The sequence below is a fragment of the Pseudomonas sp. HP_01 genome, from assembly GCF_055284355.1.
In genome coordinates, this window is the sequence record NZ_JBTOPV010000001.1 from 493,297 (window position 1) to 510,341 (window position 17,045).

The 17,045-nt window shown below is 62.8% G+C and carries 13 protein-coding genes and 1 pseudogene; 1 reads left to right on the top strand and 13 read right to left on the bottom strand.

Features of this window, described 5'->3' with window-relative positions; translation table 11 throughout:
- Positions 1-4: 4 nt before the first annotated feature.
- The 13 genes and pseudogenes from phnK to ACYAR8_RS02155 all read right to left on the bottom strand — a co-directional run bounded on the left by phnK (position 5) and on the right by ACYAR8_RS02155 (position 15,438).
- Positions 5-835: a phosphonate C-P lyase system protein PhnK gene (gene phnK / locus ACYAR8_RS02095; RefSeq protein WP_108122489.1), complete on the bottom strand. Its 831-nt coding sequence runs from the start codon at positions 833-835 to the stop codon at positions 5-7.
- The gene (locus tag ACYAR8_RS02100) at positions 832-1,731 is read right to left on the bottom strand and encodes an alpha-D-ribose 1-methylphosphonate 5-phosphate C-P-lyase PhnJ (protein WP_463578933.1); all 900 of its coding nucleotides are present in this window, start codon (positions 1,729-1,731) and stop codon (positions 832-834) included. Before ACYAR8_RS02100 ends, phnK begins: the two co-directional genes overlap by 4 nt.
- Positions 1,728-2,801, bottom strand: coding sequence for a carbon-phosphorus lyase complex subunit (locus tag ACYAR8_RS02105; RefSeq protein ID WP_463578934.1), 1,074 nt, complete (start codon positions 2,799-2,801; stop codon positions 1,728-1,730). The genes ACYAR8_RS02100 and ACYAR8_RS02105 overlap by 4 nt, the downstream gene beginning before the upstream one ends.
- On the bottom strand, positions 2,801-3,418 hold the full coding sequence (gene phnH / locus ACYAR8_RS02110; RefSeq protein WP_074887921.1) for a phosphonate C-P lyase system protein PhnH: 618 nt from the start codon (positions 3,416-3,418) through the stop codon (positions 2,801-2,803). Before phnH ends, ACYAR8_RS02105 begins: the two co-directional genes overlap by 1 nt.
- 26 nt (positions 3,419-3,444) lie before the next feature.
- Positions 3,445-3,927 carry a phosphonate C-P lyase system protein PhnG gene (phnG, locus tag ACYAR8_RS02115; RefSeq protein WP_463578935.1) on the bottom strand — a complete coding sequence of 161 codons (483 nt, stop codon included), beginning with the start codon at positions 3,925-3,927 and terminating at the stop codon, positions 3,445-3,447.
- Between the two features lie 14 nt (positions 3,928-3,941).
- Complete coding sequence (gene phnF / locus ACYAR8_RS02120) at positions 3,942-4,691, bottom strand: phosphonate metabolism transcriptional regulator PhnF (RefSeq protein ID WP_463578936.1); 750 nt, start codon at positions 4,689-4,691, stop codon at positions 3,942-3,944.
- Between the two features lie 39 nt (positions 4,692-4,730).
- Positions 4,731-5,519, bottom strand: a complete 789-nt coding sequence (gene phnE, locus ACYAR8_RS02125; RefSeq protein ID WP_074887601.1) for a phosphonate ABC transporter, permease protein PhnE — start codon at positions 5,517-5,519, stop codon at positions 4,731-4,733.
- A 90-nt stretch (positions 5,520-5,609) separates the two neighbouring features.
- On the bottom strand, positions 5,610-6,614 hold the full coding sequence (gene phnD, locus ACYAR8_RS02130; protein WP_463578937.1) for a phosphonate ABC transporter substrate-binding protein: 1,005 nt from the start codon (positions 6,612-6,614) through the stop codon (positions 5,610-5,612).
- 66 nt (positions 6,615-6,680) lie between these two features.
- Positions 6,681-7,514, bottom strand: a complete 834-nt coding sequence (phnC, locus tag ACYAR8_RS02135; protein ID WP_074887597.1) for a phosphonate ABC transporter ATP-binding protein — start codon at positions 7,512-7,514, stop codon at positions 6,681-6,683.
- 1,475 nt (positions 7,515-8,989) lie between these two features.
- Positions 8,990-9,754 carry a methyl-accepting chemotaxis protein gene (locus tag ACYAR8_RS02140; protein ID WP_420793071.1) on the bottom strand — a complete coding sequence of 255 codons (765 nt, stop codon included), beginning with the start codon at positions 9,752-9,754 and terminating at the stop codon, positions 8,990-8,992.
- Between the two features lie 93 nt (positions 9,755-9,847).
- Positions 9,848-10,882 (bottom strand): annotated as a pseudogene (locus tag ACYAR8_RS02145) (HAMP domain-containing protein); the annotation flags it as partial.
- A gap of 508 nt (positions 10,883-11,390) precedes the next feature.
- Entirely contained in the window at positions 11,391-12,062 is a 672-nt protein-coding gene (locus tag ACYAR8_RS02150) for a response regulator (RefSeq protein ID WP_074887586.1), read from the bottom strand.
- Positions 12,037-15,438, bottom strand: coding sequence for an ATP-binding protein (locus ACYAR8_RS02155; RefSeq protein ID WP_463578938.1), 3,402 nt, complete (start codon positions 15,436-15,438; stop codon positions 12,037-12,039). The genes ACYAR8_RS02150 and ACYAR8_RS02155 overlap by 26 nt, the downstream gene beginning before the upstream one ends.
- Positions 15,439-15,716: 278 nt before the next feature.
- On the opposite strand from ACYAR8_RS02155, the gene urtA reads away from it, so the two are divergent.
- Positions 15,717-16,961 (top strand): urea ABC transporter substrate-binding protein, encoded by a 1,245-nt coding sequence (gene urtA / locus ACYAR8_RS02160; RefSeq protein ID WP_463578939.1) that lies wholly within the window; start codon positions 15,717-15,719, stop codon positions 16,959-16,961.
- Positions 16,962-17,045: the final 84 nt, after the last annotated feature.

Sequence of the window (17,045 nt, forward strand, 5' to 3'; positions counted from 1 at the left end):
CGGATCATGGCTGCAGCACCGAAGACACCAGCAGCTGAGAATACGGATGTTGCGGGTCATCGAGGATCTGATCGGTCAGGCCGGTTTCCACCACGTGGGAACGGCGCATGACCATCAGTCGATCGGCGAGCAGGCGGGCGACGGCGAGGTCGTGGGTGACGATGACCACCGCCAGGTCCAGCTCACGCACCAGCCCGCGCATCAGGTCGAGCAGACGCGCCTGCACCGACACGTCGAGGCCGCCGGTGGGCTCATCCATGAACACCAGCCGCGGGCCGGACACCAGATTTCGGGCGATCTGCAAACGCTGCTGCATGCCGCCGGAAAAGGTTCGCGGCAGGTCGTCGATGCGCGCCGGATCGATCTCCACCTGATTGAGCCAGTCCAGGCCCGCCGCCCGCAGCGCCTGATAATTGCGCACGCCCTGGGCCATCAGCCGCTCGCCGATATTGGCCCCGGCCGACACCGCCATGCGCAGGCCGTCGCGAGGGTTCTGCTCAACAAAGCCCCACTCGGTGCGCAGCAAAGTGCGGCGCTCGGCCTCGCTGGCGCTGTACAGGTCCAGCCATTGGCCCGCATTTTTATGGGTGTCGGCGAGGCGGTAATCGATGACCCCGCTGTCGGGCGGGCAGCGGCCGCTGAGCAACGACAGCAGCGTTGACTTGCCCGAGCCGGACTCGCCGACAATGCCCAGCACCTCACCCGGATAAAGCTCGAAGCTGACGTCCTGGCAGCCTTTCTCCGGGCCATACAACTTGGTCAGGCCGCGCACTTTCAGCAGCGGCTGGGTGCGATCGCTGACGGCATCGCGGTCGATCTGTTGAGCAGCATTCATTGCGCGGCCCTCCCCTGACTGACCCGCTGCGCGCAGTAGTCGGTGTCGGAGCAGACGAAACTCTGGGTGCCCTGATCGTCGAGGATCAGCTCGTCGAGGAACGACTCGTGGCTGCCGCAGATCGCACAGTTGTGTTCCCACTTCTGCACGTCAAAAGGGTGATCTTCAAAATCGAGGCTGGTGACGCGGGTGAACGGTGGCACCGCGTACAGACGCTTCTCGCGACCGGCGCCGAACAGCATCAGCGCCGGGCTCATGTCGAGTTTCGGGTTGTCGAATTTGGGGATCGGCGACGGGTCCATCACGTAGCGCTCGTCGACGGTCACCGGGTAGGCGTAGGCCGTGGCGATGTGGCCGAAGGTGGCGATGTCTTCGTAGAGCTTGACGTGCATGACGCCGTAATCATTCAGCGCGTGCATGGTGCGGGTCTCGGTTTCCGACGGTTCGATGAAACGCAGCGGCTCCGGAATCGGCACCTGATAGACCATGATCTGGTCGGCGTGCAGCGGCGTTTCCGGGATGCGGTGGCGGGTCTGGATGATCGTCGCTTCGGGGGTGCGCTCAGTGGTGGCGACGCCAGCGGTGCGGGCAAAGAACCGGCGAATCGACACGGCGTTGGTGGTGTCGTCGGCGCCCTGATCGATGACTTTAAGCACGTCTTCGGCGCCGAGGATCGCGGCGGTCAGTTGCATGCCGCCGGTGCCCCAGCCATAGGGCAGCGGCATTTCGCGACCACCGAAGGGCACTTGGTAACCGGGAATCGCCACGGCCTTGAGCAGGCCGCGACGGATCATGCGTTTGGTCTGTTCATCCAGATAGGCAAAGTTGTATGCCTCGTCTCGCGGCGTCTGTGGCTGCGGACGTGGCTGCGGACGTGGCTGCGTGGCGGCGTTCATTGAGCCGACTCCTTGGAGGGCGTGCGCAGTTTGCGGATCAGCTCCAGTTCGGACTGGAAGTCCACGTAGTGCGGCAGTTTCAGGTGCGAGACGAAACCGGCGGCCTCGACGTTGTCGCAGTGGGCGAGCACGAACTCTTCCTGCTGGGCCGGCGAGACGATTTCCTCGCTGTATTCCCCTGCGCGCAACGAGCGGTCCACCAGCGCCATGCCCATGGCTTTGCGCTCGGCATGCCCGAAGGCCAGGCCATAGCCGCGCGTGAATTGCGGCAGCTCGGTGGCGGAACCGACGAACTGGTTGACCATTTCGCACTCGGTCACCTCAATGGCGCCAATGGAAATCGGAAAGCCCAGCTCTTCCGGCTCGATCCACACCTCCACTTCACCGACGCGAATCTCGCCGGCAAACGGGTGATTGCGGCCGTAGCCCCGCTGGGTCGAATAGCCCAGCGCCAAGAGAAAGCCTTCATCGCCACGGGCCAGAGCCTGCAAGCGTTCGGCGCGACTGGCCGGGTACTCCAGCGGCTCGCGGGTGATGTCGGCGACCGGTGCGCCGGTGTCCTGTTCTTCCTTGATCAGGCCTTCTTTGGCCAGCAACCCCAGCACTCGCGGACAGTCCTGGACGCCGGCGTCGGCCTGGGCCTCAGGGCCGGGAAATTCGCCTTCGGCCAGCAAGGTGAAATCCAGCAAACGGTGGGTGTAATCGAAGGTCGGGCCCAACAGCTGACCGCCCGGCACGTCCTTGAACGTGGCCGACAGTCGCCGGTTGAGCTGCATGGCCGAGGTGTCGATGGGCAGGCTGGCGCTGAAGCGGGTCAGCGTGGTGCGGTAGGCGCGCAGCAGGAAGATCGCTTCCACCAGATCGCCGGCCGATTGCTTGATCGCCAGCGCCGCCAGTTCGGCGTCGTACAGCGATCCCTCGGTCATCACCCGGGCGACGGCCAGGGGCAATTGCTGACGGATCTGTTCCACGCACAGCTCGGCGACGGACGTGTCGCCCCGCCGCTGTTTCGCCAGCAGTTTGTGGGCATTGTCGATGGCCTGTTCGCCACCCTTGACGGCGACGTACATCAGGCGGCTCCTTTTGACGTTTGGGGTTTGAACGCCACTTGGGTGCTGCGCGGCAGGCCGAGCAATTCGCTGCCGGCGACGAAGAACACGTCGATCCCGCGCGGGAAGTCATTGCGCGATTCCCGCTCCTGCCAGAACGCTTCCTGCAACGGCAGACTGACGTGGTTTTTGCTTTCGATGCCCGGCCCGCGCCACGCCAGTTGTGTGCCGCCCTGTAGGCTGGGCAACTGGACCAGCAGCGTGCAGGACTGATCGGGATAGCGATCGTTGCCCAGGTCGAAGCCGCTGAGGTCGTGCAACTGGCTGTCGTCAAGCAGCGCGAAGCGGGCGTTCTGTCGGTCGCTGACGATCGGGCAGCCGCAATGAAACGTCAGGTTGGCGCGAATGGCCTGGGTGTCGAACTTCGGCGCGAGCCACAGCGGCGTGTCGATATCCAACAGCGCCAGGCACAGCGCGTGACTGGCCGCGGCGAGGCCTTCCAGATGGGGCGGGGTTTGCGTGGCGAGCAGGCTTTGTGCGACACCCGGCCCGGCCAGCGCCTTGAGGGCGGCGCGAAAGCTGCGCTGGGCATCCAGCACCGGATCGGCGAATGCCGGCTGCAACAGCGAGGCGGGCAAGGATTCAGTTGCGAGAGAGGTGCTCATCAGTTTTCTCCTCTGACCAGGGTGAAGAAGTCCACTTTGGTCGCGGCGGTTTCGGCTTGTTGTTGGGCCCGGCGCACGTCTTGAGCGCGGGCCAGCGGGTCGATCAGGTCGCTGATCCAGTGCGCCTGTTGGGCACCCTGCAAATGCGCGTCGGCCAGGGCAGCGAGTTCGGCGTGGGCCTTGTCGCGCCCGGCCAGGTAGCTGAAGCCGGTGCGGCCGTCGGCCAGGCGCACCACGCAACGGGTCACGGTCATCTCGCCGATGTTGAACGGCGCACCGCTGCCGCCCATGCGGCCCCGCACCAGGGTCATGCCGATTTCAGGTGCACGGATCAGTTGATATTCGGCGTCACGCAACGCGGCTTCGTGGGCCAGCAGTTCGGCGCGGCGGCTGCGGGCGAGCACGCCGATCCAGTGCTGGCGAGCGGAGTGGTCCGTTACTTTTGCGTCGGATGCGGTGGAGGAAGCGGGTGTGGCAGTCATCGAGGGCATCTCCGTCAGGTGACGATCTGATACTGGAAGCGGTCGGAGCGGCTGGTGGAATGGGCAATCTCCACCGGGTTTCCGTGCGCATCGTGGGACAGGGTCAGCACTGTCAGCGCCGGCAAGTGGCGCGGCATCAGCAGCACTGCGGCCTCTTCGCGACTGGGCAGGCGTGCGCCGATCAGGCTGAAGGTCCGGGTCAACGGCAACTGCCGTTCGGTGAGGAACTGGCGCACCGAGCCGCTGACGTAGTCGGCGATCAACGAAGCGCGGGTGGCGCAGTAACGGTGGCGTATCAGGCAGACCGGCTGACCGTCGAGGCGGCGCAGTGTTTGCAGTTCGATCAGCGGCGCGTGGGGTTCAAGGCCCAGATGCCCGGCCTCCTCAGCCGTCGCCGTGCAGTGCCGGCGTTGCAGCAGCACCGCTTCGACGCCGTGGCCCAGCGCCGCGAGGGATTCGCTGTAGGCACTGTCGGCGGCAACCGGGTACACCAGCGGACGCCCCAGCACCTGGGTGCCTTTGCCCTGGCGGCGCAGCAGGCTGCCTTCGCGCACCAGTTCGTCGATGGCCCGGCGCACGGTGTGCCGGTTGACCTCGAAGCGCGCCGCCAGCTGGACTTCGGCGGGCAGGTATTCGCCGGCGATGTAGCGGTCAAGTTCACTGCGCAGGGTCTGCGCCAGTTCGCGGTACATGGGTTCGCGATGCATGGGCTCGCGATGCATGGGCTCGCGATGAAGCGGTTCGGTTTGTCTAGACAACTGCATGGCTAAAAAAAGGGTTCGCACCCTCTCCTGTCGTGGTCGTTAGATGAACTGCTTGCGCAGGCGCTGGGAGAAAATGTCGATGACGCTCACCACCACGATGATCACCAGCAGCACCGAGCAGGTCTGGGTGAACTGGAAGGCGCGGATGTTTTCCCACAGGATCACGCCGATCCCGCCGGCACCGACCATCCCCACCACCGTCGCCGAGCGCACGTTGGATTCGAAGCGGTACAGCGCGTAGGAAATCCACAGCGGCATGACTTGGGGGATGACCCCGAAGATCACTTCCTGCAAGGCACTGGCGCCGGTGGCACGCACGCCCTCGACCGGGCCGGGATCGATCGCCTCAACGGCTTCGGCGAACAGCTTGGCGAGCACGCCGGTGGTGCTGATCCACAACGCCAGGACACCGGCAAACGGGCCCAGGCCGACAGCGACCACGAAGAGCATGGCGAAGACCATTTCGTTGATCGAACGGAAGGCATCCATGACCCGGCGCAACGGCTGGTGAATCCACCAAGGCGTGATGTTGTCGGCGCAGAGAATGCCCAGGGGCACCGAGCAGACGATCGCCAGCAGCGTGCCCCAGAGGGCGATCTGCACCGTGACAATCATTTCCTTGAGGTAGGCGCGCCATTCGTGAAAGTCGGGCGGGAAGAAGTCGGCGGCGAAGGTCGCCATGTTGCCGGAGTCGCGGTACAGCGCCAGCGGGTTCATTTCCGCGCCGTGCCAGGCCCAGGCCATCATCGCCAGGAACAGGCCCCAGCCCAGGTATTGCGGCCAGCTGCGCTTGCCGGCGGCTTCGATGTAAGCAGCATGAGTGGTCATAAAAAGTCCGGTTGCGAACGGGTGAAGCGTCATGACTGGCGCGCCGTGCCCGCACGGGGTTAAGCCATACAGGCAGGCGCGCCCCGTGCATCAACCCGCCTTGGCGGTGCCTTGTTTTTCCAGCTCGGAAATACGGTCCTGCAGCTTGCTCAGCCCGGCTTCGATGTCTTTCAGACGGGTGGCTTTTTCGTCGGCGCTGAGGGTGGTGCTGGCCGTGGTTTCAGTCCTCTGCTTGAACAGCTCGAGCTGGCGGATGGTCAGCAACTGGTCGTCCGAGGACTTGAGGAACTTGCCCATCTGCATGTTCTTCAGCACGGCCTTTTCTTCTTCGGTGTCGCCGTAGTTGGCGAAGAAGTCGCGGATCTTGTTTTTGTCTGCGTCGGACATCCCCTTTCGCCAGACCATCGGGTCGGCCGGGATCAGCGGCGATTTCCAGATCACCTTGAGCATCGCGGCCTTGTCCGGCTGGGTGACTTCCAGGCGGTCCCAGCTTTCGGTGTTGAAGGTGGCGACGTCCAGTTGCCCTTTGGCCACGCTGAGGGCGTTGACTTCATGGCTGGAGTTCAGCGTGCGTTTGAAAGCGGTGGCGGCGTCGACGTGGTTCTGCGCGAACACGTAGTAGCCCGGCACCAGATAGCCCGAAGTGGAGTTCGGGTCACCGTTGCCGAAGGTCAGTTCCTTGGCGTGCTTGAGCATGTCCTCGACCGAATTGATCGGGCTGTCCTTGCGCGCAATGATCACGCTCCAGTAGCCGGGCGCACCGTTGGCAGCGGCGGTCTGCGCGAAGATTTCACCGCCGGAACGGTCCACCGCTTCCATGGCCGCCTTGTTGCCCAGCCAGGCCACATCGACCTTGTTGAAGCGCATGCCCTGGATCAGGCCGGCGTAGTCGGAGGCGAAGGTGGCGTTGACTTTCAGCCCGGTCTTTTTCGACATGTCGTCGATGAATGGCTGCCAGACGCTCTTCAGGTTCTGCGACGACTCGGTGGACATGATGCCGAAGTTGATGACGTTGTCGTCGGCCTGCGCGGTGCCCATCAGGCAACCGGCGACGACAGCGGCAGACGCGAAGACGCGCCCGATACGGTTCAACATGGGGAACTCCCGGAGCTGGTTTTGGTGTGGGGTTGGGTGTTGTCTGTTACCGGTGCCGTCACCGGGTCAGGCGCGGACCATCAGCAGTTGGGGCGTTCGCTGGGTGTCCCGCGCGCTGCCGTCGAACATCAGGCTGGTGTCGGCGTCGGCGCCATACAGGTCGTTGAGGAACTGGCTGTTGAGCTCGGTGCCGTTGCCGTCGAAATGAATACGCCCGCCCTTGAGTGCCACGGCACGCGGGCAATAGCGCACGGCGTAATCCACCTGATGCAGAGTGACGACGACGGTCTTGCCGTCCCGGCGATTGATGTCGGCGAGGATTTCCATGACCTTGCGCGCTGACTCGGGGTCGAGGGAGGCAATGGGTTCATCGGCGAGAATGACCTCGGCCTGCTGGGTCAGCGCGCGGGCGATGGCCACCCGCTGCTGCTGGCCACCGGACAGGGTCGAGGCCCGCTGCGGCGCCAGATCGGCAAGGCCAACGCGATCAAGGTTGGCCATGGCCCGGGCTTTCTCCTCGGCGTTGAACAGCCCCAGGCTGCCACGCCAGCGAGGCATGCGACCGAGGCAGCCGAGCAGGACGTTGTCCAGCACGCTGAGGCGATTGACGAGGTTGAATTGCTGAAAGATGTAGCCGATGTCGGCACGCAGACGGCGCACCTTGCCGTTGAGCCTGCCCGAGGCCTGGACTTCGCGACCCAGCACCTGGACGCTGCCGCCGTTGCTGCGATCGCAGCAGGCCAGACCGGCCAAGTGACGCAACAGCGTGGATTTACCGGAACCGGAAGCGCCAATCAGCGCGACCATCTCCCCGTGTTGTATAGACAATGCAAGGTCAACCAACGCGGTCTTTCGGGCGAATGTCTTGTTCAGGCGGTCGACGTGGATGGCTGCGGTCATAGGCTTCTCTGGTCTTGTGATTCCAGCGTCCTGCCGGGGTGAATGATCAGCCGCACGACCGTCCATGGCCGCGTTCGGTGCGAGTGACATTAGGGGCAGCCTGTGGCAGTTCCATGAATCGACGATGACTGTGGGGTTGCACTTCAGAGACGGTTTGCTACGGGACTTTTCGGGGGATTTCTGGACAGGTTGGCGCCCAAGGGCGATCTAGCCGCTGTGCGGGCTAGACAAGTTGCGCGGATGTCGAAGGCGGAATGGCGGAGTGATGGATGGGGCTGAAACAAATAATTCGTGCCGTTGGTCCGTTGGCAGAATGCGATGCCGCTAGTGGGACCGGCTTAAGCCGGGAAAGCGTCGGATGTCACGCCGTTGAATTGAGGGTGTTCACCCTGGCCTCTTCCCGGCTGAAGCCAGTCCCACTAAAAGCAGCGCGTACATTCAATGGAAATGACATCCGCCGGAACATTGCACGATGGGGCTGGCGGAACGCGATGCACTTAGTGGGACCGGCTTTAGCCGGGAAGACGTCGGCTGTCACGCCTCAAGATCCAGGGTGTGCAGACTGGCCCCCTCCCGGCTGAAGCCGGTCCCACTATGGGAAATGCATTTCGACCGTAGGAAGGGCTTTAGCCGGGAAGACGTCGGATGGCGCGCTGCGGGATTGAGGGTGTGCAGGCTGGCCTCTTCCCGGCTGAAGCCGGTCCCACTATGGAAATGCATGTCGACCGTAGGACTGGTTTTAGCCTGGAAGGCGTCGGATGGCGCGCTGCGGGATTGAGGGTGTGCAGGCTGGCCTCTTCCCGGCTGAAGCCGGTCCCACTATGGAAATGCATGTCGACCGTAGGACTGGCTTTAGCCGGGAAGGCGTCGGGTGTCACGCCGCAAGATCCAGGGTGTGCAAACTGACCTCTTCCCGGCTGAAGCCGGTCCCACTGTTGAAATGCATTTCGACCGTAGGACTGGCTTTAGCCGGGAAGACGTCGGGTGTCACGCCTCAAGATCCAGGGTGTGGAGACTGGCCCCTTCCCGGCTGAAGCCGGTCCTACAAGATCACCGCATTCCGTCAGTGAGACCTGTGACGCGGAGCGTCAGGGGATGCATTCCCACGCGGAGCGTAGGGAACGATCCAATGTTGGCGTCTGAACTAACCTCTTCCCGGCTAAAGCCGGTCCTACTACGCGTGCTTTGATCTGCTTTTGATCTTCGTACACAAAAGGCTCAGTCACCGCCAATCGCGACTTGGGTGCAGGCTGAACGCAGGTCTTGCGGAGTGGGCCGAGCCGCAGGGATGCGGCGAGAGCGCCGTCAGGACATGGATGTCCGTTCGGCGCGGGCCCACGGAGCGGGACCGGAGTGAAGGGACCCCGAGGAACGAGGGGCCCAACCAGGAGCAGGCACTTTTGCTTACTTTTGGTGCTTTTCAAAAGTAAGTCGCCTAAGGCGAAACAGTCTGCCCCCAGGCAGACGCCCTTGATCTAGATCCTGAAGGTCCCCACCAAATGCTGCAGCCGCGCCGTCTGGTGCTCCAGATGCGCACAGGCGTCGAGCGTGGACTTCAGGTTATCGACACCCTCCTGATTCAGCGTATTGATCTCAGTAATATCGACATTGATCGACTCCACCACCGCCGTCTGCTCCTCGGTCGCCGTCGCCACCGACTGGTTCATCCCGTCGATCTCACTGATCCGGCGGGTCACACTGTTCAGGCGCTCACCGGCCTGATTGGCGATGGTCACGCTGTTCTCGCTCTGGCGCTGGCTCTCGGTCATGTTGATCACCGCATCACGAGCGCCAACCTGCAACTCCTCGATCATGCCCTGCACCTGCTGCGCCGAATCTTGGGTGCGGTGGGCCAGGTTCCTCACCTCGTCCGCCACCACCGCAAAACCACGGCCCGCTTCCCCTGCCCGCGCGGCTTCGATAGCGGCGTTGAGCGCCAGCAAATTGGTCTGCTGAGAGATGCCGGTGATCACTTCCAGAATCTGACCGATGTTCGCGGTCTTGTTGTTCAGGGTCTCGATGTTGGCGCACGACTCGCTGATCTTCTCGGACAGCTGATTCATCGCCTTGATAGTCTGGCTGACAACGCCCTGACCTTCGCTGGCCAGTTGCGTGGCCTCGCTGGAGTGCTGAGACGCCAGCGCAGCGTTCTGAGCGATTTCCTGGGCGGCGGCACCAAGCTGGTTGATCGCTGCGGCCACGCTGCTGGTACGGCTGGTCTGCTGATCGGAATTGCCCATCGACGAGTTCGAGGCACCAACCACGCGGGCCGCGACTTCACCCAGTTGCCCGGCGGTCGACGCCACTTCACGGATCGAGCTGTGAATACGCTCGACGAAACGGTTGAACGACTGCGCCAACGCGCCGAATTCATCCTGGGACACAATCACCAGACGCTTGGTGAGGTCGCCTTCCCCATCGGCCATGTCCTGCATCGCCCGGCCCATCTGGTGGAGGGGTTGCATCAGCACGCGGATAAGCAAGCCCAGCAGCAGCATGATGATCGCCACAGCAATGACCATGGCGAGAATCGCCGAAGAGCGGAATTCGCTGAGCATCGAATAGGCCGCGTCGCGGTCGAGGACCAGTGCCACGTACCAGTTCGCCGATGACAGCCCTTCCACCTTGGTGAACGAGATGATCTGCCCCTTGCCGCCGGACTCGATTTCCGTCACCCCCGGCGCGATGGTCGGCGCGCCGTTCGGGTAGGCCTCGCTGACGTTCTTCAGGATCAGCTTGCTGTCGGGGTGGATCAGAATCTTGCCGTCGGCGCTGACGATGTACGCATAACCGTGGCCGCCGAAGTTCAGCGAGTTGATGGTCTTGCTGATGGCGTCCAGGGAAATGTCTGCGCCCGCGACGCCAATCATCTGCCCCTGCTGGCGCACCGGTGTCGCCAGTGTCACCACCAGCTTGCCCGACGACGCGGCGATGTACGGCTCGGTCACGATGATGCCCTGCGCCGCGTCGGCCGCCTTGTACCAGCCACGGGCACGGGGGTCGTAGTCGGCCGGGCGATTGCCCGTCGGCACGGAGAACATCACGCCGTCCTTGCTGCCGAAATAACTGAGCTGGAAATTGTCCGGGTACACCGGCAGACCGATCACCCGCTGCAGGCTGCTCACCGCCGGACCGTCAACCGCGATCTGCTGAGCCATCGAGTTGAGCAACTGCGTGCGGCTGTCGAGCCAGGTTTGAATGTTTTGCGTGGTCAGACTGCCCAACTGTTGGAGTTCGGAGGCGACGCTGTTCTTCAGGGTTTCGCGCTGGCGATAGTCGTTCACCAGAATGAAACACGAGAAAGCAACTACCACGATGAGTGCAGCGGCCAGCAGGATCTTTTTGCTGAAACCCAGACGTTTGATCATATGCGTGTGTCCATAACCAGAGATGACAGCGACGAGAGTGCGATGCCGATAGGTGCGCTGCGCTTTGCACGGGGTGCGGCAGGAAAGAGAAGGCACGGCCTGACAGATGTTTCGGCCGCGAACGCGGGGAGTTTAGGGCCGGGTACCAATGAAGATTCAGGGTGGTTATTTGAGGGGTTAAGATGTTGAGGCTCAATCCAAATGAGGGGCACTTACGCGGTGGCTGGATCCAAAGATTAAGGGCGTGCAGACTGGCCGCTTCCCGGCTGAAGCCGGTCCTACAAAAGCACCGCATCCCGTCAGTGAGACCTGCGACGCGGAGCGCCAGGGGATGCATTCCCACGCGGAGCGGGGGAACGATCAGGCGATCAAGGTTCATACCGCAGAATTGGCAGCGCTCAAACCGGCCTCTTCCCGGCTGAAGCCGGTCCTACTCACAGCAGCGCGTGCATTCATTGCGACCGACTCCGACTGTAGGACTGGCTTCAGCCGGGAAGCTTTTAAGGGATCACACCCGATCGGTCATCGCCGCCATGGCCACGGAGGTGGCGGCGGTGCGGGTTTCGACGCCGAGTTTGATGTAGATGTGTTCCAGGTGTTTGTTCACCGTGCGCGGGCTCAGTTGCAGGATGTCGGCGATGTCTTTGTTGGTTTTGCCGCAGGACACCCAGCGCAACACGTCGATTTCCCGGTCGGTGAGCTGGAAGCGGCGGGACAGTTTGCCGTAGGCGGATTTGTCTTCGAACGTCACCGGCTGCGACGCCGTGCGGGCGGTTTGCAGGATGCGCGCGGTGCGCAAATGCGAAGCGACCCGGGCGAGCACTTCGGCGCACTCGATCGGCTTGGTGACGTAGTCGATAGCGCCGGCCTCGAAACCCTGCACCACGTGCTCGCTGTCGGTCAGCGCGGTCATGAACAGCACGGGGATGTTGGCGGTGTCCGGTTGCGCCTTGATCTGGCGGCAGGTGTCGAAGCCGTTCAGGCCGGGCATCATCGCGTCCAGCAGAATCAGGTCCGGACGCCGACGCTGGATGCGGGTCAACGCGCTGTGCCCGTCCAGCGCCACCAGCACCATGTACCCCGCCTCGTCCAGCGCATCGGACAGCAGCGCCAGGTTATCGGGTACGTCATCGACGATCAGGATGACGCCTTTTTCAGCGGCTTGGGTCATGGCGTCCATTCAGGGCCTCCTTCAATTGAAGACTGAGTTCATCCAGGCGAAAACCTGACGCCAGGGTTCGCAGGCCGCTGACAAAACCGGCGCTGTGCGTACTCTCGCGCTCGATGGCGTCGAGTTTTTGTTGAATGCCACGGATATAGCCCAGGCCGGACAGTTCATACAGCTCTTCCAGATCCTCCCGCGACGGCAACACTACCGGCGTTTGCACCAGCACCGGGGCACTGCGCAAACGCCGCTGCCAGGTCAGTTGCAGATGGTGCTGAATCCGGTCCAGCAGTTGCGGCAAATGCAGGGGTTTGGCCAGGTAGTCATTGCACACTTGCAGGCTGCGTTCCTTGTCATCGGCGAAGGCATTGGCGTTGGCCGACAGCACGATGATCGGCGCCAGGGACAGCGCATTGCGGCGGATCATGCGACTGGTCGCCCAACCGTCCATGTCCGGCATGGACAGGTCCATCAGGATCAGGTCCGGGTGCAGCAGCGACACCTGCCTGACCGCCTCTTGCCCGTTGGCCGCCTGCGCTACGTCAAAACCCAGCGGCATGAGCATGCCGCTGATGACCTTGCGGTGCTCGATGTGATCGTCCACCACCAGAATCAGCCGCCGCTGACCGTCGTAACCGATGACGTCGTGGTTGACGTCGATGATCGCCTTGGGCACCCGCACTTCGGACAAGAACAGCCGCACCTGAAACCGCGTGCCCTCCTCGGGCTGGCTGCTGACGGACAGGGCGCCGCCCATCAACGCCGTGAGCATCCGCGTGATGGTCAATCCCAGGCCCACGCCGTTGTCCTGGCGTACCAGCCCGCCCCGCTCGAATGGCTGGAAAATGCGTTCGATCTGCTCCGGCGCGATGCCGATACCGGTGTCGATGATGTCGAAGGTCGCGGTTTCGCGCCGGTAACTGACCCGCAGGCAGACTTCCCCGCTGTCAGTGAAGTTGATCGCGTTGCCCAGCAGGTTGATCAGGATCTGCCGCACCCGCTTCTCGTCGCCGCGCACCACTTCTGGCATGCGCCCGATCAGCTCCAGGCGAAAGTGCAGGCCTTTCTCCCGGGCCGTGCTGGCGAACATTTTCTCCAGGTCGTCGAGAAACTCCTGGAACAGGATTTCCGTCGGCTCCAGCCGCAGTTTGCCGGCTTCGATCTTGGCCACGTCCAGCAGGCCGTCGATCAGCGACAACAAATGCGAACTGCTGCGCATGATGGTCGCCAGGGAATCCAGATGTTTGCTCGGGGTGGCGACGTCCCGTTGCAGGATCTGGGTGAAACCAAGAATGCTGTTGAGCGGCGTGCGCAGCTCGTGGGAAAGCCCGGTGACATAGCGGCTCTTGGCGGCGTTGGCGGCCTCCGAGGCTTCCTTGGCTTCCTGCAACGCCTGATCGGTTTTGTGGTGCGCCTCGATTTCCTGCATCAGCAGCGCCGTCTGCCGCTCGGATTCTTCCAGGGCCACGCGCCGGCTCTCCCGGGTCAGCACCACCCACCAGGCCAGTACGCCCGCGAACACGCAAAAGGTCAGGAACGCCTTGAGAAACGCAAGCATCAGGGTGTGATGCACCTGGGGCGACTGATCGATCAGCCCGTGTGAGACCTGGCTGTAAATCATCGTCAGCGCCCCGGTCAGGGTCAGCACCAACACGGTGAGCAGGCCCAGGTATTGCGCCAGCCGGGTGTGCAGGTACTGGCGTGGCAAGCGGGGCAGCAGGCGGCCGATCAGGTCCTCGAACTGCATCGACAGCCGCGAGCGGGTTTTGCATTGATCGCCGCAGCGGGCGTCCAGCGAACAGCACAACGAGCAGATCGGCGAACCGTACGCCGGGCACCAGGCCATGTCCGGGGTTTCGAAACGGTTGCTGCACACGCCACAGCGCAGGCTGGTCTGGCGGCCGGGGGGGAACAGCAAACCGGGGTCGCTTTCCCGGGCAATGTAATAGCGGCCTTTGGTCAGCCAGGCGATCAACGGCGCCGCGATCAGCGCGGTGGTCAGGGAAATCAGCGGCGGCGCGGCGCGGGCCACCTCCCCCAACGCACCGAAATGGGCACACATCGACAGCAATGAGGCAATAAACATCGCGCCGACGCCCACCGGGTTGATGTCGTACAGGTGCGCGCGCTTGAACTCAATGTGTTTGGGCGAGAGGCCGAGGGGCTTGTTGATCACCAGATCGGCCACCAGCGCGCCGATCCAGGCGATGGCGACGTTGGCGTAAAGGCCGAGCACTTCCTCAATGGCGTCGAAGACGCCCAGTTCCATGAGGATCAAGGCGATGGCGACGTTGAACACCAGCCAGACCACTCGGCCCGGATGGCTGTGGGTGACCCGGGCGAAGAAGTTCGACCAGGCCAGGGACCCGGCGTAGGCGTTGGTCATGTTGATCTTGATCTGGGAAATGATCACGAACAGCACCATGGCCGCCAACGCCCATTCCGGGGAGGCAAATACGTAGTTGAACGCCACCAGGTACATCTGCGTCGGCTCAGCCGCGCGTTCAATCGGCACTTGATGTTGCAGGGCGAGGAAAGCAAGAAAGGCACCGGCCATGATTTTCAGGCCGCCGGGGATGACCCAGCCGGGCCCTGCCATCAGCAGCGCGGCCCACCAGCGCTTGCGATTGCGGCGGGTTTTTTCCGGCAGAAAGCGCAGATAGTCCACCTGTTCGCCGATCTGTGTCACCAGGGACAACGCCACGCTGAACGCGGCGCCGAACAGCAGCAGATTGAAGGTGCCGCCCTCGCCTTCGCGCCCGGCAAAGCTGGTGAGGTCGGACATCGCGTCGGGGTTTTTCCAGATCACGAACACGTACGGCACAATCAGCAACGTCAGCCACAGCGGTTGCGACCACATTTGCAGGCGACTGATCAGGGTGATGCCGTAGGCCACCAGCGGGATGACGATGATCGAGCAGATCACGTACGCCATCGCCAGCGGAATGTGGGTGTACAGCTGCAGGGCCAGGGCCATGATTGCCGCTTCCAGGGCGAAGAACAGGAAGGTGAAACTGGCGTAGATCAACGAGGTGATCGTCGAGCCGATGTAGCCGAAGCCGGCGCCACGGGTCAGCAGGTCCATGTCCACGCCATAGCGCGCGGCGTAGTAGCTGATGGGCAGCCCGGTGAGAAAGATCACCACCGTCATGGCGATGATGGCCCATAAGGTGTTGGTGAAGCCGTAGCTCATCACCAGTGCGCCGCCAATGGCTTCCAGTGCCAGGAACGACACGGCCCCGACAGCCGTGTTGGCGATGCGGAATTCCGACCATTTGCGAAAGGACTTGGGCGTGAAACGCAACGCGTAGTCTTCCATGGTCTCGTCGGCGACCAGACGGTTGTAATCGCGGCGCACCTTGATGATGCGTTGAGAGCCGGAAGGTCGCACGGAGTAGTTCCTGATGAGAGAGAGCGAATTCGCCACTCACCTTCCTTGCTGGCGCGAAACTGAGACCTCGAATATTCAAGCAGCAACTTCTGTGCCGCGGGTTCGGTGCCGCGGGCGCAATCATGCCCGGGTCCGACGCTCCCGGCCCTACGTCAAATGACGTACGCGCATACGTCACGCTGCGTATACCTCGTTTCCCGCGCCCGCCTCATGCTTGCTCGCAGCTCGCGACGGACCCTCACCCGGCCGCCGCGAATCACCAGCACAGGAGCGGGAACATGGATTCACGACTGACAGGCCCCACGCGCTTTTTCCCCCGACGGCTGGCATTGGGGGCGGCAGCCCTTTCGCTGATCGCCGCCAGCGTGTTCAGCCAGATGACCCTGGCCGATGACGCCAACACCACCGGCCTGGCTGTCACGCCGACCGAAGTGACCGTCGGCCAGCTGCACTCGGCCACCGGCACCATGGCGATCTCCGAAACCGGTTCGATCCAGGCCGAACGCCTGGCCATCGACCAGATCAATGCGTCGGGCGGCATCCTCGGTCGCCAGATCAAAATCATTCAGGAAGACGGCGCGTCCGACTGGCCGACCTTCGCCGAGAAAGCCCGCAAGCTGCTGGTCAACGACAAGGTGGCCACGGTGTTTGGCTGCTGGACCTCGGCGTCACGTAAAGCGGTGTTGCCGGTGTTCGAGAAAGAAAACGGCCTGCTGTACTACCCGACTTTCTACGAAGGGCTGGAACAGTCGAAAAACGTGATCTACACCGGGCAGGAAGCCACCCAGCAGATCCTTGCCAGCCTGGACTGGATCGCCAAGACCAAGGGCGCCAAGACCTTTTACCTGATCGGTTCTGATTACATCTGGCCGCGCACCTCGATGAAGATCGCCCGCAAGCACATCGAAAACGTGCTCCACGGCACTGTTGTCGGCGAAGACTACTACCCGCTGGGCAACACCCAGTTCGGCTCGCTGATCAACAAAGTCAAATTGAAGAAACCTGACGTGGTCTTCGCGGCGGTCGTGGGCGGTTCCAACGTGGCGTTCTACAAGCAGCTCAAAGCCGCCGGCGTCGATTCCACCAAGCAGAAGCTGTTGACCCTGTCGGTCACCGAAGACGAACTGCTGGGCATTGGCGGCGAGAACATGAAGGGCTTCTACGCCTCCATGAAGTACTTCCAGAGCCTGGATAACCCCAACAATAAAGCGTTCGTTGAGGCGTTCAAGGCCAAGTACGGCAAGGATTCGGTGATGGGCGACGTGACCCAGGCCGCCTACCTCGGTCCGTGGTTGTGGAAAGCGGCGGTCGAGAAAGCCGGCAGCTTCGATGTCGACAAAGTGGTCGCCGCCTCCCCGGGCATCGAGCTGAAGACCGCGCCTGAAGGCTACGTGAAGATTCACGAGAACCATCACCTGTGGAGCAAGACCCGCATCGGTGAAGTCCAGGCCGACGGCCAGTTCAAAGTGGTTTACGAGTCGGAGCTGATCGAGCCGAATCCGTTTCCGAAGGGCTATCAGTAGGCCGCTGCGCGGTAGCTGTAAGCGGTTAGCTGCAAGCGGCAAGTGGAAGCGGTGTGCGTTGCAGTTGCTCTCGCTTTTACTTGC